Raw genomic sequence first — 20,650 nt, 5'->3', positions numbered from 1 at the left:
TTTTCATAAAAAAGTTTTTGTATTGTTATTCTTTATTAAATTAATTAGTTTTTTATTTAATAAAGAATAACAATCCATTTTAAATTTTTTTATTTTTATTTTGTAACTATGAAGAAAAATTTTTTTATAATCTAAATTAAAAAAATTTTTAAATTGTATTTTTATCTGATTTTTTCTTCCAGTGAACATTTTGCAAATTACTATATTATTAAAATTATTTTTAAAAATAATTTTAGATTTTAATGATGAATATTTAAAATTAATATTTTTTTTTTTTTTATAAACATTTTTTTTATATATGTAATTTTTAATAGAAACAACTTTTTCTTTTGAATATTTGTTGCATATCACAAAATAATATTTTTTAATTTTTCTTTTTTTAAATAATTTTTTAAATAAGTTATAACTTATATTATTTCTTGAAATAATAATTAAACCAGAAGTATTAAAATCCAATCTTTGAACAATTCCGCATTTATAAGTATCAAATATTTTTTCACCTAAAAAATTATAAACACATGATAAAATGTTTTTTATATTTTTTAAAGTATGATTATAAACTAGATAATTTTTTTTTTTATCTATTATTAAATAATTTTTTTTTATAATTATATAATTTATAATTTTTTTGCTTTTTTTAATATAAACAATTTTTTTTTTAATAAATAAAAAAATTGTTTTATAAAATTTTTTGTATTTTATAAAAATTTTTTTTATTTTTTTAAATATAAAAAAATTGTTATATTTATTCATTTTTGTTATAATAAAAATATAGAAGTTAAAAAAGTTTTATTTTTTAAATTTATAAACAGAGGTTCGATTCCTCTCAACTCCATATATTGGGGTTGAAGGTTTGATATAAATTTAAAATAATATAAATTTCTTTTCTCGATAGCAACGTTAGCTAAAAAAAAAGTGCAAATAAAAAAATATTTGATGAAGGTTTAATAAATAATTTATACAATACTTCTGATCTATAGATCAGAAGTATTGTATTTTTTTTTTATTTTTCTTATTAATTTTAAATATTTTTTAACTTCAGAATATTTTCTAGTTTTTAATCCGCAATCAGGATTTAACCATACATTTTTAATTCCTAATTTTCTAAACATGTATAATACTTTTTTTTTTATATCATAATAATTTGGTTTGTTTTTTGAATGTACATCATATAAACCAGGACCTACTTCAAAATATTTAGTAACTTTGTTTTTTTTTATAAAATTTATAGTTTCATAAAATTTTTTACTTGATTCTATACTTAAAACATCTATGTACATTTTTTTAAATATTTTTAAATCTTTTTTTTTTATATTACTGTAACAAATATGAGAATGTATTTGTACTTTTTTATTATATATATATTTACAACTATTATTAAATGAGTTTATAAAAATTTCATAATATTTTTTTTTATTTTTTTTGTTATACAAAATTTCTATTAAAGCAGGCTCATCTATTTGTATTATTTTTATACCTATATCAAATAGATCTTTTATTTCTTTAGAAACTATATCAGACAAACAATATATTATATTTTTATAATTTACATTCTCTCTTATAAAACTCCATTTTGATATTGTATTCGGGCCTGTTACTATTCCTTTTAAATTTTTTATATTTTTATACCAATTTTTTACTGAACTTTTTATTCTTATAGGTTTTTTATATAATATAGGTGGTTTTACACATCTTGTTGAATAACTTTGTACCCATCCATTTTTTGTAATGTAAAAACCTTTATAATTTTTGCAAAAAAATTCTACCATATCAGATCTTTCTGGTTCGCCATTTACAAATATTTTTACTTTGTATTTTTTTTGTATTTTAATATTTTTTTTTATATAGTTTAATATTTTTTTTTTGTATATTTTGAAATTTATTTTTTTATTTTCGTAATTTTTTCTTATTTTTCTTAAATTTTTAGTTTGAGGAAAAGAACCTATTGTTGTATCTGAAATTTTTTTTATTCCAATTTCTTCTTTCGTAACTCTCTTTCTTTTATTTTTTATAAATTTTATTCTATTAAAATTAAATTTATTTTTATTTAATTTTTTATTTATTAAAAAATTAAATAAAAATATTTTATAGTTTTTTTTAAAATTCAAAAATATTTTTTTTATTTCTAAAATTTCTTTAATTTTTTCTAAAGCAAAAGATATATATTTAGGCATTCCTATTTCCCTTTTAGTAGTAAAAGGGACGTGAATTAAACTACAATTTGTTGAAATAAATAAATTCTTTTTTAAATAACATATTTTTTTAATACTTTTTAAATAGTTGTTTACCCAAATATTATATCCATTTATTATTCCTAAAGAAATTTTTTTTTTTTTTGATATTTTTTTTATTAGTTTTATATCAAATTGTTCATATACGTCTATATGAACAACACTAACGAATTTTAATATTTTTTTTATATTTTTATAAATTATTTTTTTTTTTAGTATAACTAAAAAAATTTTAATTTTTTTTTTAAATAACTTTTTATAAAATTTTATTATTTTTTTAGAAAAATTTAAAATATATTCTTCTAATTGTATGTATTTTAATTTATATTTTTTATATATATTTTTTATATATTTATAATAAATTTTTATAATATTTTTTATAGAATTTTTTTTTTTTATCCTAAAATCACATAATTTTATAAATGTATTTATACCTAAAATAGAATATTTTAATTTTTTTTTATTTTTTATTTTATCTAAAAATTTATATTTGTATTTTATTCTTTTTTTATTTGAAAAATTTTCATCTATTTCAGGAACAAAATAATGAAAATTATTATTAAAAAATTTCAACATTTTTAAAGGTTTTTTACCTTTTTCTCCTTTCATAAAAATTTCTATTTCTTTTATATCAATTTTTTTGAAATATCTAAATCTTTTAGGTATTATAGATAAACAGCACATAGTGTGTAAAACTGGATCAAATAATTTTAAATTACCTATGGTTAAATAGTCTAATTTTCTTTGATAATAAATATTATTAATATTTATTTTTTTTATACATTTATTAAAAAAATTTTTATTCTTTGAATTTTTATTATTAAAAAATTTTTCTGCAAAAATTTTTAATTCTCTTTTTATGCCTATGTTAGGCATCCCTATTATGTGGCTTATTACTTTCATATGTCAAGATTATGTTTTATAAATAAAAAAAGAACTATAAAAGGTAAAATAGTTTCAAATTCAAAAAAAAGAAATATTAGATTTTTTTTTCCTAATATAAAAAAAATAAAAATTAAAAATTTTAATTTTTATTTTAAAATTTCTACAAAATCTTTTAAAAAATTTTTTAAAAATGTCTAAAAAAAAATTTTTTTATTATTATTCTGATAGTAAAAGTGGTCATTTTTTTTGTTTTAATAAAAAACAAAAAAAAAATTTTATATTTAAATTTGATCCTTTTTATAAAAAAAAATTTATTTATATAAAGAAATGAAAATAAATATTTTTTATACTAATTTTTCAATGAAAGCAAATTTGTTTTTTTTACAAAAAAAAATTAACAAATTTTGGAAAAAAAATGAAATATATAAGAGTATAATAAGAGACAAAAAAAGAAAAAAATTTATATTACATGATGGACCTCCATATGCTAATGGTAAAGTTCATTTTGGTCATTTGTTAAACAAAATAATAAAAGATGTTATTATGAAAAAAAAAAATATGTATGGTTATAGGACTATTTATTTACCAGGATGGGATTGTCATGGAACACCAATAGAATTAAAAGTATCTAAGAAAAAAGAAATGATATTATATAGAAAATACGCTATTAATCAAATAAAAAAACAAAAAAGAGTTTTTAAAAAAATTGGAATGATATATGACTGGAAAAATTATTATAAAACAATGTCATATGATATAGAATCAAGAGAAGTAAAATTATTTATAGAATTTTATAAAAAAAAAAAAATAAATAGGAATAAAAAGATAGTTAATTGGTGTTACAAATGTAATTCTTCTCTTTCAGAATTTGAAATAGAAAAAAAAAATATAGAATGTAATTATTTTTTAATATCATTTAATTTATGTGGTAATATTTTATTTTTTGCTGCTAAACACAACAATTTAAATTACAAAGTAATAGGAGTATCTGTTAATCACAATGAAAAAATTCTAATTTTAAAAAACAATAAAAAATTTTTTTTTATAATAAAAAGTCAATATTTTATATTTAAAAAATACAAAATATATAAAGAAATAGATTTAAGAATAATAAAGAAAAACAAAAATATTATAATAGATAAAAATAAAACTGAAGTTTTATATTCTATAAAAAAACGCTATTTAAAAAACAAAATTATTTTTTTTAAAAAAAAAATTAAAAGTGATGTTTGCTGGAGGCATAAAATTATTATATATAGAACTGTTTTAACTCACTGGTTTATAAAAACAGACTTTGATAATAAGTTTTATAAAAAGATAAAAAAAATAAAATTTTATCCTAAAAATACAAAAAATATATTTAAAAAATATTTAATGGATAGACCAGATTGGAACATTGCTAGACAAAGAAAATGGGGTGTTCCTATATGCTTAATATATAATAAAAAAAATAATAAAATTTATTTATTGAAAGGAATATATGAATTAATAAAAAAATACGGAATAGAAATATGGAGTAAAATAAAATTAAGTAAAGAATATAAAAAGTCTAAAGATACTTTAGACGTTTGGTTTGATTCAGGAATAAGTCATTATACAGTTTTAAAAAATAAAAAACTATGTAAGTATAATAAATCTCCTGCTGACGTTTATGTAGAAGGAGTTGATCAACATAGAGGTTGGTTTAACGCTTCAACTATAACAAGCTATCTTTATAATAATAAAATTTGTTCTAAATCTTTTGTAACTCATGGTTTTGTAGTTGACGAAAAAGGAAAAAAAATGTCAAAATCGTTAGGTAATTATTTGGATGTAGAAAAAATTTTAAAAAATCAAAGTATCGAGATAATTAGGATGTATTTAATGAGTATGAATTATTTCAAAAACATACAATTTTCAATAAACGAGCTAAAAAAAATTGAAGAATTATACAAAAAAATAAGATATATTATAAGATTTATGTTAAATAACTCAAAAGATTTAAAATTTATAAATAAAAAAAAAATATGTTATGAAGAAACAGATAAGTATATAATAAATGAATTTGTAAAATTATTTAAAAAAGTTAAAAAATTTGATAAAAAATATGAGTACTTTAACTCTTTTAAATGTATAAAAGAGTTTTGTATAAAAAAACTAAGTAATTTTTACTTTGAATTGATAAAGGATAGATTGTATTTAAGTAAAAAAAATTCTAAAACAAGAATTACTTGTCAGTACGTATTAAAAAAAATATTAAAAAAAATACTTATATTACTTTCTCCATATATATCTTATACTTGTGAAGAAGCATGGTTAATAAACAATAAAAAATCAATTTTTTTTGAAAAGATAAAAAATTTCAAAAAAATTAAAAGTATAAATAATTGGAAAGAAATATTAAATATTAGAAAAAAGGTATTAAAAAATAAAATAAATTATAAAGAAAAAGCAATAAGATTATATTTTTATATAAAATATATAAAATTAAAAAAAATAGAACTTAATAAAATTTTCAAAGTTTCTGATGTAAAAATACTAAAAAGAAAATCTTCAAGAATAATACTTGAACCTTTATATAATTATAAAAAGTGCGAAAGATGTTGGAATTATTATAAAAAAATAAAAAAATTTTGTAATGATTGTAAAAATATATTAAAAAATGAAAAATAAAATTAAAAGATTAATAATAAAAAAAAAAATAAAAAACTATCTAAAAATTTTAAAAAAAGATAAAAGTAAAATATCTTTTTTTTATAAATTTTTAGATAAAAATAAAAAACTTATAAAAAAAAATAAAATAAAAAATTTAAAAAAAAAATCTTCTAAAATAGGAGATAGAGGGATTTGAACCCCCGATGCTTTATGCATTCTCCCTTAGCAGGGGAGTACATTAAACCACTCTGTCATATCTCCATTTTTGACATATATTTGACTAATAAAAGAATCTTTTTTTTAAATTTTAATTTAAATATAAATTTTAAACACATTTCAGAGTTAGAAAAAGAATATATTTTGAATCCAATTTTTTTTATATAATACAATATTTTTAAAAGATTATTGTTATAATTATTTATACCTATTCCAAAAACATATAACTTTATATATTTTTTATATTTTAATTTTTTTATACCAATATTATTTATCTTATTTAATGTTGTAAATTCAAAAAAATAATTTTTTTTTCTGTAAATAATTATATTATCTATTTTAATGTTTTTTTTTTTTAAATTTTTTAATATATTTTTTATTTTTTTTGTATTTTTTACTTTTAAATAATTTAAAAAACATTTTTCAAAATTTACAAAAAAATGTTTTTTTTTTAATTTTTCATAACTTATTAAAGTTCCTGAATTGTTTTCTTTTTTCATATTTAAAAATTTTTTTTTAGATCTTATTATATAAGATATAATACCATTTCTTATTATACTTACAACACAATTTAGTTGTAGTATTTTAGAACCTAAGCTACTTGATTCTAAAATATCTAAATAATTTATTTTTTTCAATAATTTACAGTAATTAAATTTATTTGGGTCCATGTTATATATTCCTTTTACTTCTTTGTAAAAATAACATTTTTTTATTTGTAGATATTTACAAATCTCTATTGCTGTATAATCGCTACCACCTCTTCCCAATGTTTTTATATTTTTTTTTTTATCAACAGATTGAAAACCAGGAATTACTATCATATCCTTTATTATAAATTTTTTTAATATTTTAAATTTATTTATATTTTTAATACTTGAATTTGAATATTTTCCTGACGATAATATAGGTATTTGCCAAGACATCATATAATCTGATCTTATATTTAAATTTTTTGATATTTGACAAAATAAGGATACACTTTTTATTTCGCCAGTTGCAATATATAAATCTTCAAATTTTTTAAAAGTTTTACCTTTTGTATACTTTTTATATTCTTTATATAGTTTATCAGTTTCATTTCCTTGAGCAGATAATATAACAATTATTTTGTATCCAATTTCTATTTTTTTTTTTAAATTTTTAATTATTTTAAAAATTTTTTTATAACTTTCCAATGATTTTCCTCCAAATTTGTTTACTAATATTTTTATTTTATTGCAAAATAATTTTTTTTTTTTTTTAATTATATAAAAATTATTTTTTTTTATTATAAAATTATTACTTTTTGATTTCATTTGCTTTAAAAGTTCTATCAACCAAGATTTTGATGGTATCAAAAAATTTTTTTTTTTAAAAAAAAAATTAAGCATATTAAATATTCTAAAATCTTTTAATTTTAAAATATTTTTTATTATCATTTTAGTGCTAAAAATATCTATTTTAGCAATATCTTTTAAACATTTGTATTCGTTAAATGAATTTTTGAAATAATTTAATATTTTAAAATTAAATAATTTAAAAATATTAAAATTATTTAAAAAATTTCTAATATAATTTCTTTTATAATACAAATTTAAGTTACTATCATCATGTGAAATTAAAGATTTATTTACAATAAATTTTTTTATCAAATAAAACCTATCGTAATATAAAATAGGTCTTAAAACATATATATCATTTATTTTTCTATTTTCTCTTATAGAACAAACACCTGAAACACCAGTTCCTCTTGTAATATTAATTAAATATGTTTCAATCATATCATCTAAAGTATGAGCAATCAGTAATTTTTTTATATTATTATTTTTCATTACTTTAAATATTTCTTTGTATCTTTGTTTTCTGTAAAATGCTTCTAGTCCTATCTTATTTATTATTTTTTTTTTTATTTTTATTTTTCTATTTATAATAAAAACTTTATTTATTTTAGAAATTTTTATACATTTTTTTTCAATTTTATTTGAATTTTTGTTTTTATGATTTATATGTATTAATATTATATTATTATAAAATTTTTTACATATTTCTAATAATATGTTTGAGTCTAAACCTCCACTGTAAGATATTGCAATTTTTTCATTTATATTTTTTGATATTAAAAATATAAAATCTTTGCGACTAAATTTTTTCAAATGATAAAAATAAAAGGAATTATTACCTCTTTAATTACGCCTTTTAAAAAAAATAATAAAGTAGACTATTTTTCTTTAAAAAAAATAATAAAATTCCAAATAAAATCTGGAATAAAAAACATTTTATTACTTGGTAGTACTGGAGAATTTTATTCTCTTTGTTTAAAAGAAAAAATTAAAATAATAGAATTTTCTAAAAAACAAATAGGTAAAAAAGCAAATATAATAGTAGGTTCTTGTTATAGCAGCACAAAAAAATCTATTATTTTTAATAAATTAGTTGAAAAAAAAGGCATTAAAACAATAATGCAGAGCGTTCCTAGTTATATAATACCAAGTCAAAAAGGAATAATAAAACATTTTGAAAAAATATCTGAAAATACTAATTTGTCTATAATAGTATATGATATAAAAAAAAGAAATGGAATAAGTTTAAAATTAAATACTTTAAATAAAATAATAAAAATAAAAAATATCATAGGAATTAAAAAATCTTCATATAACATTAATGATTATTTTTCTTTTTGTGAAATTTTAAAAAAAAGTAAAAAATATTTTTATTGTGGAGATGATAATATGTCTTTATTTTCTTATTTAATTGGATCTAAGGGTTGTATATCTGTTATATCAAATTATATACCTATAATTTTTAATAAAATATATAAAAATATAAAAATTTTTAATAATAAAAATCTTAATATTTTTAATAATATATTAAAAATTATAAATATTTGTAATAAAGAACCAAATCCTGTTATATTAAAACAAATAATGAATAAGGAAGGTTTAATAAAAAAATACCTAAGAAAACCCCTAATATGTTCTAATAATAAAAATTTAATTCATTTTTATAATGAGTTCAAAATATATTAAAATATTTTCAAATAAAGGTGGAAACGATTCAAAAGAATGTTTAAAAATAATTTATAAAATATATATAAATTATTTAAAAAGAACAAAAACTTACTACGAATTAATAAAAAAAACGAAATGTTATATTTTAATAAAATATAAAAATAATAAAATTATAAATTTATTAAAAAATGAAAGTGGTTTGCATAAAATAGTAAGATATTCTCCTTATAAAAAAAATTCACTACAAACATCATATTGTACTGTTTTTATATATAATTTTAAAGAATATAATGAAAAATCAATAACTTTTAAAAGAAAAGATTTAAAAATAGACACATTTAAATCTTCTGGAGCAGGAGGTCAAAGTGTTAATAAAACAAACTCCGCAGTTAGAATAAAACATTTACCTACAGGAATAAAAGTTGAATGTCAGAAGGAAAGATCTCAACACATAAACAAAAAAATAGCTTTTTTTATATTGGAAGACAAAATAAAAAAAAACTTTATAATAAATAAAGAAAAAAACATAAATAATAATTCTATTAAAAGAATATATTACTTTAATAAATCTTTAGTAGTTGATAAAACTACTAATAAAAAATGTAAAATTAACAAGATTTTAAAGGGTTTTATAGAAAAATTATATTAATATGAAAATCTATAAAATAAGTAAATTAAAAAAATATTTTTATATTTTAGAAGGTAGAGTAAATACAATAAGAAATATGGGAAAAATAACTTTTTTAACTTTATCAGATATTTCAGGAGACATTCAAGTTTTAATAAAAAATTTATTTATTAAAATAAAAATAGGATATTTATTACAAGTTCATGGTTTTAAAAAAAAAAATAAAAAAGGATTAATTATAATAAATTGTTTAAAATTTAATATATTAGCAAAGAATAATTTACTAGTTCCAGATAAATACAACTTAATAAAAAATAAAAATTTTTTATATAAAAATAAATATTTTGATTCAATTACTGGAAATAAATTATTAAAAATTTATTATAATAGGATAAAAATAATAAAAGAATTAAGAATGTATATGTATAATAAAAAATTTGAAGAAATAGAAACACCTATTTTAGAAGAAGTTAAAAGTAGTTCTGAAGCAAAAAATTTTTTTACATATTGTAAAAAATACAATAAAAAATTATATTTAAGAATATCACCTGAAATTTCTTTAAAAAAAGCTATAGTAATGGGTTTTAAAAAAATATTTGAAATAGGTAAAAATTTTAGAAATGAATCTATTTCTAAAAAACACTATCCAGAATTTACAACTATTGAATTTTATATTGTAAAAAAAGATTATATATGGTCAATGATTTTTGTTGAAAAAATTTTAAAGAGTGTTATTTATAAAGTTATAAAAAAAAAATACATATTATATAATAAAAAAAAAATAAATTATATTAAAAAATTTGAAGTTTTAAACATAAAAAAAGCAATAAATAAATACTCCAAATACAATTATAAAGAAATTTTAAAAATTAAAGAAGAAATTATAGAAATATGTAATGATGAAGAAAAAAATATGATTAAAAATAATGATAAAGATATAATAAGATATATATATTTTGATAAAGTTTTAAGTAAATATATAATAAAACCTACTTTTATAGTAGGTTTTCCAATTATTTATTCTACTTTGGCAAAAAAAAAAAATAAAAATTTTTCCGAAAGGTATGAACTTTACTTTTTGAAAAAAGAAATTGCAAATGGATATACAGAATTAAATGATTATAAAGAACAATTAATTAGATTTAAAAAGCAATCTTATAAGGATATTAAAAATATAAATTTTAAATATATAAATTATTTAAAATATGGATTACAAAATTGTACAGGTTGTGGTATAGGAATTGATAGATTAATTATGATAGTTTCAAATTGTAAAGATATAAGAGATACTTTATTATTTAATAATATAAAATAAATTAACCATTTTTTTTATTGATCTATAAAATTTTTTTATTTCATTTAGCTTATTATATTTGCTAAATGATATTCTAATTGAGTTTTCGCATATAAATTTTTTTTTTTTCATAGCTTTAAGAACATACGAAGATTTTTTTTTTATTGATAGACATGAAGAGCTATTAGTAAAAAAAAAATCTTTTAAGTATTTTTTATATATTTGAGAACTTATATTTTTTATATAAAAATTTATTATATATGGAGATTTATTATATGTGCTATTTATTTTTAAAAAATTATTTTTTTTTAATTTTTTAATAAAATAATTATTTATATTTTTTATGTATTTTTTATTTAATTCAAAATATTCATTTTGAATTATTAAAGCTTCTAAAAATCCAGAAACTAAAGACAAACATATTGTCCCTGAATATATTTTCTTTTCTTGTTCACCTCCACGTATAGTAGGTTCTATTTTTTTTAAAAACTTATTTTTTATATATAAACCAGATATGCCTTTAGGCCCATGTATTTTATTAGAAGAAAGACTTATAAATTCAGCATTTATATTTTTTATATTTTTTATTATTTTACCTAAAGCTTGACAACAATCAATAAATATTAAAAAATTATATTTTTTTTTTAATTTTAGTATATTTTTTATATCTTGTATTACTCCAGTTTCATTATTTACATATGTTATTGCTAATAATATTTTTTTATTATTATTTAATTTTTTTTTTAAGTCATTTAAATCATATTTTCCATTTTTCAAACATTTAAAAAATAGTTTTTTATTTTTTAAATGTTTTATTGTATTAATTATTGATAAATGCTCAGTTTTAGTAGTTACTACACTATACTTTTTGTTTTTATTTAAAAATCCATTTAATATTAAATTGTTACTTATTGTGCTTGAATTTGTAAAAAAGAATTCACTTTTTTTGCATTTTAATATTTTAGATATTTTTTTTCTGTATTTTTCAAATCTTTTGTTATTTAATTTACCTTCAAAGTTTGTTATTGAATTTTGATTATAATAGTATTTGTAATTTTTATTTATTTTTCTTATTACTTTATAATCAACTTTTGTTGATGAAGCATTATCAAAATATATCATTATTGATTTTTTTTTAAATAAATTGTAAAATTATAAATAAAAACCGAAGTGATGAAATAGGTAAACATAGCGGACTTAATTTTTTGTGTGCATTACTTAATTGTAATTGTATAACTTTCCTATTCGGAAGAAAATTATTTTTTAAAAAATTAATAAGATTCCGAGCCCTTAAGGTGTAGAGACTATACGGAAAGCATCTTTTTGGTGAAGAAATAGTCCTTTTGAAGAAAATCCGCTGCTTTAATGCTTACCGGTTCAAGTCCGGTCTTCGGTATTAAATTTTTGTGAAAAAAAAATTAAAGAGTATTAAAATACTTTCAGGTAAATTAAAAAATAAAAAAATTAAATTTTCATATAATTTTAGAATTAGACCTACCAAATCTATACTAAAAAAATCTTTTTTTTCTATTATTGGTAAATTTATAGAAAATAAATTTTGTTTAGATTTATTTTCTGGTAGTGGATCTTTAGGTTTTGAAGCTTTATCAAGAGGTGCTTCTTTTGTTTTGTTCAATGATAATAAATATAAAAATATAAAAAACATAAAAAAAAATCTAAAAAGATTAAGTGTTAAAAAAAAAAAATATCTTTTGTTATGTAATGATTATTTTTATATTTTTAAAAAAAAATTATTTTTTGACATTATATTCTTGGATCCTCCTTTTAAATTATTTTATTGTTTAAATAAAATATTAAAAAAAATAAACAATATTCTTAAAATTAATGGTTTTATATATTTGGAAACTAATAAGGTATTTTGTTTCAAAAATAAAAAATTAAAAATTTATAAAATAGGTAAAAAAGGAAAAATTTTTTATTACTTAATAAAAAAACTATTTTAATAATTTAACTATTATCATTTTTTTTTTAAAAAATATGTTTTTTATTTTTATATCTTTTGTTGTGTAAATATCTTTTTTTTTATTTAATTTTATTTCTATGATGTTTGGAATGTTTTTTTTACTAAAGACTTCTATAAAGTTAACAAAGTGTTTTACAAAAATTTTTTTTTCTTCGAATATTAGTGATATTTTAACATTAGCTTTATTTATTTTTCTTTTTTTTTTTAGACATATTATATATTCTTTGTTGTGTAAATAATTTCTTATTGTTTCTAATATACATTTATATTTTTTATTACCTAGTTTTATATTTATATTTCTTGTGTTATTGTAATTAATGTATTCTAAAATTTCTTTTTTATTTATTAAAATTTTATTGTTATTGTAATAACAAAGATTATATTTTTTATTATAATTTTGTTTTTTTTTTCTTAAAAATACTCTTATCATTTTTAATCAAATCAAATATATTAAATATTTTTAATTTTTTATTTTTTTTAATAAAAAAACTGTTTGTTGTATATATCTTTTTAAAATTTTTTAAAAATTTTTTAACTTTATCATTTTTCATTAAAAAATGAGTTGCATATAAATAAATATTTTTTTTATATTTTTTTATTTTTTTAACAATTTTTTTTATAGTTTTTCCTGTATCAACAATATCATCTATTATTAAAAAGTTTTTACTTTTTTTTATATTTTTAGAAAAGCTTTTTTTTATTTTTATTTTATTTTTTTTTCTATTTTTTTTGAATATTAAGTAACTTTTGTTTTTTTTTATTATTTTTTTATATCTTAAAAAACTTCCTTTATCTGGAAAAACTATTGAAAAAAATTTTTTTTTTATTATGTTTTCAATGAATTTATATGTACTAATATTTTTGAAAATTTTTGAATTATCAAATAATTTTGAATCATGTATATCAAATGTTATAACTTTATTTGGATTCATTTTTTTTATTCCAAATATTGAAAATCTAAGATTTGTCATTTTTTTTTTATTCTGTCTACAATATGGAAAATAAGGAAGTATTAAATTGTATTTTAATTTTTTTATTTTGTATTTATATAAAATCATTAAAAGTTCTAAATATTTAATATTAAAATCTTTATAAAAATTATATATTATAGTATCATTTTTATTTGATTTAATATTAAATATATTTATTTCTGTGTCGTTAAATATTTCTTTTTTTATTCTTTTAATTTCTTTATTTTTTAAATTATATTTTTTAAAAAATTTTTTTTTTAAATTATGTATTATCATTTTTTTTCAGGGAAAGTGGGTTTCGAACCCACGCTTTCGGAATCAAAATCCGATACCTTAACCTCTTGGTTATTTCCCGTTAGATAAGATTATATATTATGAATTGTTATTAGTAAAGTTTATGAAAAAAATATATGTAGTTAAAAGGGGATTTAATTTAATAGAATATTTAAAAAAAAGAAAAATTTTAAAAAAAAATATATTAAAAAAAAATATAGATTTAAAAAAATATTTAAGAAGTAAAAAAATAATTTTTTATTACAAGACTATAAAAAAAAGATTGATAATTTCCTTAATAGGTAATTCAGATAACGGAAAAACTACAATAACTAAAAGATTTTGTAATTTTGATAATTTTATAAATGAATATAATAACATAACTCAATGTTCAAATGCTTACTATTCAAAATTTAATGATGTAGATTTTATATTAATTGATAATCCAGGACATAATGATTTTGATTATATTAAAAAAAAATCAATAGATATTTCTAATTTAGTGATAATTGTTTTGAATTCATGTAGTTTTTTAGAAAAAAATACTGAAAATTTTATAAAATACCTAATAATAAAAAAAAAAGATTTTATTTTTATTATTAATAAAATAGATATTTGTAAAAATTCAAAAATTATTTATAATAGTACAAATAATTTTTTAAAAAAATACAATTTAAAAAAAGAATTTTTTGAAATATCCGCTAAAAAAAAAAAAGGATTTAATGAATTATTTAAATATATAAAAGAATTTAAGTTTAAGAAATTTAGTTACTCATTTGTTATAAATTCTTTTTTTAATAATAAAAAATTATTAACAAAATTAATATTAAATAATAATTATTTATGTGTTGGAAAAAAAATATATGATGAGGAAAACAATTTAGTTTGTGTTGTAAAAAAAATATACAAAGATAATATATCTATAGATATAGCATTTCCTATTGAAATAGTAACTATATTAGGTTTTAAAAAAATATTTTCATTTGGTAAAAAGATATTTTTCAATAAAAAAAATAAATTAAAAAATTTAAAAAAAATTAATTATGAAAATTTTTTAGAATATAATTTTTTATCTCCAAAAAAAAAAAATATATTTTTAATTTCTGATAATATTAATTATATAAATAGTTTTATTAAAATTTTTAATTCAAATTCAATTTTTAGTGAATACAATTTGATAGGAAAAAAAATTATAAATAATAGTTTTAATAATTTAATTTTTAAAAATTGCAAATATATATATTATGGTACTAAAGAGTACAATAATTGTAACGTAAAGTCTTTTTATAGTATATATGAAATATATAAATATTTTGAAAAATTTAAAAGGGTTGATTTTAATTTTAAAAATAATTTTTTAATAAAAAAAATATTTTTTATAGACAAAAAAAGGATATATGGTTGTTATATTAAAAAAGGTTCAATAAAATTAGGATGTAAATATTATTTGTTTAGGAATAATAAATTGTTAAAAAAAGACATAGAAATTATTTCTATAAAACATTTGGGAATTAATAAAAAAACAATAAGTTTTGGTAAAGAATGTGGTATAATTATAAAAGGTTCTTTTTTGTTGTGTGAAAATGATTCATTATTTATTTGAATATGAAAAACAGTTTATTGTTTGTTGTAATTAACGATTATATAAAAAATAAAGTTAATTATAATTCAAATATAAGTTTTGGAAAAGGCAAGGTAATTAATTATTTATTAGAAAATATAAATTTTAAAGAAATAAAAGTAAAAAGAATTTTTGTATCTACAAAAGATCAAGAAAAAATTTTAAAAAAAAGAGGTTATTTTTATAATAATTTTATAAATTTTAAAAAAATTGATTTTCATTTTTGTTACTCAAATAGAATTAATAGTAAATTTTTTATAAAAGGATATTCAGGAGATATAACAAAAGAAAAATTTTTTTTTAATAATTCTAAGAATAATATTGTCATTACTAACAGCAATTATTTAAAAAATTTTAACAATATACCTTTTGAAATTATTTCAAGTTTAAAAAAAATAATAATTGAATATATTAAAAATGTTTTAAAAATATTAGTAAAAAAATCATTATTGAATAGATATAATTATATAACTACATTGAATTTATCAATTAATCACAATAAAATTTTATTTTTTAATGAAAAAATAAAAAAAATAAGTGGAGTTTTAGAAAGTGGATTATATATTAAAAAAAAAAATACAATTTATTTATATTTAAATGATATTAATGTTTTTTTAAATTGAAAATTTTAAAAATGCATTCCTGTGGAAATATATTTATAATATATAAAAATTTTAAATCATATAATAAAAAATTTTTATATATTTTTAAAAATAAATTAAATTTATTTTATGATCAGTTTATTTTTTTAAATGGTTATTTTAATAAAACTTTTTATGTTAAAATATATAATAACAACGGAACAGAAGCTAAAAACTGTTTAAATGGATTGAGGTGTTTGTCTAGATTTATATTTAAAAAATTAAAATTAAGAAAAATAAAAATTTCAATATTATCTATAATATTTAATTTTTACATAAAAAAAAATAATGTAATTACACTTATAAATAATATAAGTGATTCTTTGAAAATTAATAAATTTTGTTTTAAATATAAATCTTTATTATTAAAAAACAATAAAGATTTATTATGTTTGAATTTTTTTTATAAAGATATAAGATTTTATAATCTTAATATAGGAAATAAACATTTAATAGTAAAAGAAAAAATAGATTATTATAGTTTTTTTATAAATTCAAAAAAAATTATAAAAAAAATTAATATTACGGAATTTAATAATTATAATAGATTTATCCTAACTAAAGAAAATGAGGTAGGTTATACTAATTCTTGTGGATCAGCTTCATCTTGTTTATTGTACTTATATTATATAAATTATAAAATTATTTTTTTTTATATATTTAATAATTATGGCCGTATAGGATATTTTAAAAAAAATTTTTTTTATATTTCATCTAAATGTCATTTTATGGGAATAACTAATATTAAAATATGAATTTTGATCTTTCAAAAAACAGTTTAGGTAGAATTTTATCTTTATTTTCTAAAAAAATATTAAATATATTTTTTTTATATGGAATAAATCATATAAAAAAAATTAAAAAAATAAGGTTTTATAATATAAAAAAAATTAAATTAAGTGGAGATAAAATAAATAAAAAAATATTTTATAAGCATTCTGGTTATTTAGGTGGTTTAAAAGAATATAATTATTATAAATTTATTTCAAAAAATAAACACAATTTTTTGAAAACAATAAAATGTATGATTTCAAAAAATTGTGTTTATAAATTGATAAAAAAAAAGATATATATAGAATGATTTTTGAATATTATAGAGCTAAAGGTAAAAAAAAAACTTGTGTATCAACTGTTTTAATTAAATCAGGTGTTGGTAGAATTATAATAAATAGATTTATTGCTTTTAATTTTTTTAAAAGAAAAAATTTATTAAATTATATAATTAAGCCTTTTTGTGTTATTAATAGTTTTAATTTCGATGTTTTTGTAAAAACAAAAGGTGGAGGTGAAGTAAGCAAAGCTGTTTCAATTATGTATGCTATTTCAAAAGCTTTGTTATTATTTGATAAAAAAGCTTTTAAAATATTAAAAAAAGAAAAATTATTAAAATCAGATAACAGAATAGTAGAAAGAAAAAAAGTAGGTTATGTTAAATCAAGAAAAAAAAAACAATACACAAAAAGATGATTTTTGATCATTTTATAAAATCCCTAAACGAAAAATACATAAAAATAAAAGGAAAAAAAAATTTATATAATTCTAAAAATATAATAATAAAATATGGAATTGATCCTACAAGCTCTAAATTGCATTTAGGTCATTTTTTAATTCTAAAAAAAATAAAAAACCTTATAAAATATAAAAATATATATGCTTTTATAATAATAGGAAATTACACAGCTTTAATAGGAGACCCATCAAGAGTTAAAGAAAGAAAAAGAATATTTATTAAAAAAATTTTATATAATTTTAATAAACTTTTTAAATACTTAAAAAGTTTTTTTTGCGATAAAGTTAAAATACTAAACAATTTTAATTGGTTCAATAATATTAATTTTTTAAAAATTTCAAATGTAATTGTTAATAAATTATTGTTAAGAAAAGAAATAAAAAAAAAAATATATAATAAAAAAAATATAAGTCTTGGGGAAATAATTTATCCTTTTTTTCAAAGTTATGATAATTATATTGTAAATTGTAATGTTGAAATAGGTGGTGAAGACCAAGAATTTAATATGTTTTATGTTAAAAAGTTTAAAAAATGTAATGTTATATTCAAGATATTACCAGGAATAGACGGTAAAAAAAAAATGTCATCTACAAATATAAAAAACTGTATATTTGTAGATGATAATCCTATAGACATATTTTGGAAAGTTTTAAAAATAAAAGACGATTGTTTAAAAAATTTTTTATCTTTTTTTAAAGATCCAAAAAAAGATAAAAAAATAAAAATTTTAAAAAGAATTAAAATAGATAAAAATCTATTAAAAAAATTAATACTTTTCTATAAAATAAATTATTTTTTAGGAAATAGTAATAGTATAAAAATAATTTATTATTTTTTAAAAAAAAAAAAACAAATAAAATTAATTGAATTTAAATATAATATTCCTTGTAGTTTATTAGAAATAATTTCTAATATATTTAAAAAATCAAAATCATATTATAGAAGATTAATAAAATCAAAATCTATTTACTTAAATAAAAAATTAGTTAAAAAAAATAAAATAATAAATATTAATATTTTTATTATTAAAATAGGTAAAAAATTATATAAAATAAAAATTAATTAAATGTATAAAAAATGTGAAAGATTTTTAATAAACAATAATATTTTATTAAAAATCTTTTCAGAGCTATCTTTTAATAATTTTATTGAATTAGGCGGTGGTTACGGAAATATAAGTGATTTAATATTAAAAAAGACAAAAAATTTTTTTTTAATATTTGAAAAAAATAAAAAATTTTTTAAATATTTAAAAAAAAAATACAAAAACTTTAAAAATGTTTTTTTATTAAATAAAGATTTTTTAAAATTTAAAAATATAAATTATAAATTTTTTAGAATTAATTTTTTTAGCAGTCTTCCTTTTAATATAACTAGTAAGGTATTAAATAAGTTACTAAAATTAAATAAATTTTTTAATAATATTTATTTAATTTTACAAAAGGAATATTTTATTAAAAAAATAAATAATAAAAAAAAATTTTTTTATTATTTATTTTATATCTTTTTTAATATAAAAAAATTTTTTTTTATAGAAGGTATAAATTATTTTCCTAAAGTTAAAGTTGAAACGGTTTTTTTATCAATTAAAGTTAAACATATTTTCAACAAAAAATTTTGTGCTTTTGTAATAAAAAAAATAAAGTACATTTTTTATTACAAAAGCACAAAATTTTTTGTTAGAAGAGAAAAGATAACAATAAAAGAATTTTTAATATTTTCATTGTATTTATTTAATAAGAGTTTTAAAAAAAAATATTTTTTTTAATATATAACAAATTTTTAAATAAAAACTAAAAATTATTTTTTTATTATAATAATTTTTAGTTTTTTTTAAAAATATTTTTTTATATTCTTTTTTTAAAAATTTTTTTGCAAATATTTTTTTTATTTCTATTTTTTTTATTAATTTAAAAAAGTTTTTGCATAATAAAATATTTTTTATTTTTAATAAAAAACAAAAAAAATAAAATTTAATATGTATTTTTGAATAGTATTTATTTTTATTTAAAATATAATTTTTTTTTAAGAAGTAATAAAAATATATTTTTTTTAAAAAAAAATTATATTTTAATTTTAATTTTTTTATTAAATCAAATTTATTTTTTAAAAAAAAATTTTTGAAAAAATATAAAAAATTTTTTTTTTTATTTAAATAAAAAAATTTATTTAAAAATAAAAAATCAATTAAAAAAAAATTTTTTACATATTTTTTTTTTTTTAATTTTAAAAAAATTATGTTATTATTCTCAATGTAAAAAATATTTTTAAATCTTTTATATTTTTTAATTATAAAAAAAATTTTTGATAACAAAAAAATTTTTTTTTCTAAGTCTATAAAAATAAATTTTTTAATTGATTTTTTATTTTTTATTACCTTTAAAAAAGTATTTATTTTTAATACACTTAAAAACTTTTTTAATTTAATAATTAAGAGTTTATAAGAATTACTAATAAATATTTTTTTTTTTTTTTTTTAAAATATAAATTAAAAAATGGATTTTTATAAGAAAAAACATTTATATATTTTTTTATAAATGTTTTTTTTTTTATAAAAAAGTATTTATTAGATGTATTTGTAAAAAATATTTTTTTTTTTAATAAATTCTTTAATAAAAAAATAACTTTTGATGATGATACATATACAAAAATATCATAGTAAAAAAAATTAATAAAATTTTTATTTAATTTCAATATAAAATATTGAATTAATTTTTTTATTTTTATTTTATTCTTATTTATAAAAAAATAAATTAGCAATTCTTTCATTTA

At 14.9% G+C, this 20,650-nt stretch carries 23 protein-coding genes and 2 tRNA genes; 15 read left to right on the top strand and 10 right to left on the bottom strand.

The genetic code is table 11. The features are described from left to right. Window positions 1-3: 3 nt before the first annotated feature. Window positions 4-753: a pseudouridine synthase gene (locus ACWNYQ_RS00200; RefSeq protein ID WP_455290590.1), complete on the bottom strand. Its 750-nt coding sequence runs from the start codon at window positions 751-753 to the stop codon at window positions 4-6. 221 nt (window positions 754-974) lie between these two features. Next, entirely contained in the window at window positions 975-3,134 is a 2,160-nt protein-coding gene (locus ACWNYQ_RS00195; protein WP_455290589.1) for a 5-methyltetrahydropteroyltriglutamate--homocysteine S-methyltransferase, read from the bottom strand. Here ACWNYQ_RS00195 and ACWNYQ_RS00190 point away from each other — a divergent pair, their 5' ends adjacent. From ACWNYQ_RS00190 to ACWNYQ_RS00175, 4 genes are read left to right on the top strand one after another with little or no spacing between them, the layout of a single operon-like run. Beyond that, complete coding sequence (locus ACWNYQ_RS00190) at window positions 3,135-3,314, top strand: large ribosomal subunit protein bL28 (protein ID WP_455290588.1); 180 nt, start codon at window positions 3,135-3,137, stop codon at window positions 3,312-3,314. Continuing rightward, entirely contained in the window at window positions 3,307-3,447 is a 141-nt protein-coding gene (locus ACWNYQ_RS00185; protein WP_455290587.1) for a hypothetical protein, read from the top strand. Before ACWNYQ_RS00190 ends, ACWNYQ_RS00185 begins: the two co-directional genes overlap by 8 nt. After that, window positions 3,444-5,768 carry a class I tRNA ligase family protein gene (locus ACWNYQ_RS00180; RefSeq protein ID WP_455290586.1) on the top strand — a complete coding sequence of 775 codons (2,325 nt, stop codon included), beginning with the start codon at window positions 3,444-3,446 and terminating at the stop codon, window positions 5,766-5,768. The genes ACWNYQ_RS00185 and ACWNYQ_RS00180 overlap by 4 nt, the downstream gene beginning before the upstream one ends. Beyond that, window positions 5,758-5,946 (top strand): hypothetical protein, encoded by a 189-nt coding sequence (locus tag ACWNYQ_RS00175; RefSeq protein ID WP_455290585.1) that lies wholly within the window; start codon window positions 5,758-5,760, stop codon window positions 5,944-5,946. The genes ACWNYQ_RS00180 and ACWNYQ_RS00175 overlap by 11 nt, the downstream gene beginning before the upstream one ends. Here the strand turns inward: ACWNYQ_RS00175 and ACWNYQ_RS00170 are convergent. After that, window positions 5,928-6,011, bottom strand: a tRNA-Ser gene (locus ACWNYQ_RS00170). The genes ACWNYQ_RS00175 and ACWNYQ_RS00170 overlap by 19 nt on opposite strands. Further along, on the bottom strand, window positions 6,002-8,101 hold the full coding sequence (gene tilS / locus ACWNYQ_RS00165; RefSeq protein ID WP_455290584.1) for a tRNA lysidine(34) synthetase TilS: 2,100 nt from the start codon (window positions 8,099-8,101) through the stop codon (window positions 6,002-6,004). Before tilS ends, ACWNYQ_RS00170 begins: the two co-directional genes overlap by 10 nt. Between tilS and dapA the strand changes: the two genes are divergently transcribed. The 3 genes from dapA to ACWNYQ_RS00150 are packed head-to-tail and all read left to right on the top strand — an operon-like array spanning window position 8,102 to window position 10,899. Beyond that, the gene (gene dapA / locus ACWNYQ_RS00160) at window positions 8,102-8,974 is read left to right on the top strand and encodes a 4-hydroxy-tetrahydrodipicolinate synthase (protein ID WP_455290583.1); all 873 of its coding nucleotides are present in this window, start codon (window positions 8,102-8,104) and stop codon (window positions 8,972-8,974) included. Next, window positions 8,955-9,605: a peptide chain release factor-like protein gene (locus ACWNYQ_RS00155; protein WP_455290582.1), complete on the top strand. Its 651-nt coding sequence runs from the start codon at window positions 8,955-8,957 to the stop codon at window positions 9,603-9,605. Before dapA ends, ACWNYQ_RS00155 begins: the two co-directional genes overlap by 20 nt. A 1-nt stretch (window position 9,606) precedes the next feature. Further along, window positions 9,607-10,899 carry an amino acid--tRNA ligase-related protein gene (locus ACWNYQ_RS00150; RefSeq protein WP_455290581.1) on the top strand — a complete coding sequence of 431 codons (1,293 nt, stop codon included), beginning with the start codon at window positions 9,607-9,609 and terminating at the stop codon, window positions 10,897-10,899. On the opposite strand, the gene ACWNYQ_RS00145 is transcribed toward ACWNYQ_RS00150, so the two are convergent. Further along, on the bottom strand, window positions 10,879-12,000 hold the full coding sequence (locus ACWNYQ_RS00145; RefSeq protein WP_455290580.1) for an aminotransferase class V-fold PLP-dependent enzyme: 1,122 nt from the start codon (window positions 11,998-12,000) through the stop codon (window positions 10,879-10,881). The two genes, ACWNYQ_RS00150 and ACWNYQ_RS00145, sit on opposite strands and share 21 nt — an antisense overlap. Before the next feature lie 284 nt (window positions 12,001-12,284). On the opposite strand from ACWNYQ_RS00145, the gene rsmD reads away from it, so the two are divergent. Beyond that, window positions 12,285-12,842 carry a 16S rRNA (guanine(966)-N(2))-methyltransferase RsmD gene (gene rsmD / locus ACWNYQ_RS00140; RefSeq protein WP_455290579.1) on the top strand — a complete coding sequence of 186 codons (558 nt, stop codon included), beginning with the start codon at window positions 12,285-12,287 and terminating at the stop codon, window positions 12,840-12,842. Here the strand turns inward: rsmD and ACWNYQ_RS00135 are convergent. From ACWNYQ_RS00135 to ACWNYQ_RS00125, 3 genes are all read right to left on the bottom strand, one after another. Beyond that, window positions 12,834-13,292, bottom strand: a complete 459-nt coding sequence (locus ACWNYQ_RS00135) for a hypothetical protein (protein ID WP_455290578.1) — start codon at window positions 13,290-13,292, stop codon at window positions 12,834-12,836. The genes rsmD and ACWNYQ_RS00135 overlap by 9 nt on opposite strands. Next, the gene (locus ACWNYQ_RS00130) at window positions 13,252-14,109 is read right to left on the bottom strand and encodes a phosphoribosyltransferase family protein (protein ID WP_455290577.1); all 858 of its coding nucleotides are present in this window, start codon (window positions 14,107-14,109) and stop codon (window positions 13,252-13,254) included. Before ACWNYQ_RS00130 ends, ACWNYQ_RS00135 begins: the two co-directional genes overlap by 41 nt. A gap of 7 nt (window positions 14,110-14,116) precedes the next feature. Continuing rightward, a tRNA-Gln gene (locus ACWNYQ_RS00125) sits at window positions 14,117-14,188 on the bottom strand. Window positions 14,189-14,230: 42 nt separating this feature from the next. On the opposite strand from ACWNYQ_RS00125, the gene ACWNYQ_RS00120 reads away from it, so the two are divergent. Genes ACWNYQ_RS00120 through ACWNYQ_RS00090 form a run of 7 tightly spaced genes read left to right on the top strand, consistent with a single transcriptional unit; the run spans window position 14,231 to window position 19,646 of the window. Beyond that, the gene (locus ACWNYQ_RS00120) at window positions 14,231-15,709 is read left to right on the top strand and encodes a GTP-binding protein (RefSeq protein ID WP_455290576.1); all 1,479 of its coding nucleotides are present in this window, start codon (window positions 14,231-14,233) and stop codon (window positions 15,707-15,709) included. Between the two features lie 2 nt (window positions 15,710-15,711). Further along, window positions 15,712-16,350, top strand: a complete 639-nt coding sequence (locus ACWNYQ_RS00115) for a ribose-5-phosphate isomerase A (RefSeq protein WP_455290575.1) — start codon at window positions 15,712-15,714, stop codon at window positions 16,348-16,350. Window positions 16,351-16,361: 11 nt separating this feature from the next. Continuing rightward, window positions 16,362-17,123 carry a hypothetical protein gene (locus tag ACWNYQ_RS00110; protein ID WP_455290574.1) on the top strand — a complete coding sequence of 254 codons (762 nt, stop codon included), beginning with the start codon at window positions 16,362-16,364 and terminating at the stop codon, window positions 17,121-17,123. Then, the gene (locus ACWNYQ_RS00105; RefSeq protein ID WP_455290573.1) at window positions 17,120-17,449 is read left to right on the top strand and encodes an uL13 family ribosomal protein; all 330 of its coding nucleotides are present in this window, start codon (window positions 17,120-17,122) and stop codon (window positions 17,447-17,449) included. The genes ACWNYQ_RS00110 and ACWNYQ_RS00105 overlap by 4 nt, the downstream gene beginning before the upstream one ends. Continuing rightward, window positions 17,446-17,835 (top strand): uS9 family ribosomal protein, encoded by a 390-nt coding sequence (locus ACWNYQ_RS00100; protein ID WP_455290572.1) that lies wholly within the window; start codon window positions 17,446-17,448, stop codon window positions 17,833-17,835. Before ACWNYQ_RS00105 ends, ACWNYQ_RS00100 begins: the two co-directional genes overlap by 4 nt. After that, window positions 17,832-18,944, top strand: coding sequence for a tyrosine--tRNA ligase (gene tyrS, locus ACWNYQ_RS00095; RefSeq protein WP_455290571.1), 1,113 nt, complete (start codon window positions 17,832-17,834; stop codon window positions 18,942-18,944). The genes ACWNYQ_RS00100 and tyrS overlap by 4 nt, the downstream gene beginning before the upstream one ends. Beyond that, on the top strand, window positions 18,945-19,646 hold the full coding sequence (locus tag ACWNYQ_RS00090; protein WP_455290570.1) for an rRNA adenine N-6-methyltransferase family protein: 702 nt from the start codon (window positions 18,945-18,947) through the stop codon (window positions 19,644-19,646). It abuts the gene before it with no gap. Here the strand turns inward: ACWNYQ_RS00090 and ACWNYQ_RS00085 are convergent. Together ACWNYQ_RS00085 and ACWNYQ_RS00080 are read right to left on the bottom strand one after the other, a co-directional pair. Further along, window positions 19,608-20,192, bottom strand: a complete 585-nt coding sequence (locus ACWNYQ_RS00085; RefSeq protein ID WP_455290569.1) for a hypothetical protein — start codon at window positions 20,190-20,192, stop codon at window positions 19,608-19,610. The genes ACWNYQ_RS00090 and ACWNYQ_RS00085 overlap by 39 nt on opposite strands. Before the next feature lie 116 nt (window positions 20,193-20,308). After that, window positions 20,309-20,647, bottom strand: coding sequence for a hypothetical protein (locus tag ACWNYQ_RS00080; RefSeq protein WP_455290568.1), 339 nt, complete (start codon window positions 20,645-20,647; stop codon window positions 20,309-20,311). Window positions 20,648-20,650: the final 3 nt, after the last annotated feature.

The organism is Candidatus Vidania fulgoroideorum (assembly GCF_053760525.1).
This window is presented reverse-complemented; position numbering and strand designations above follow the sequence as displayed.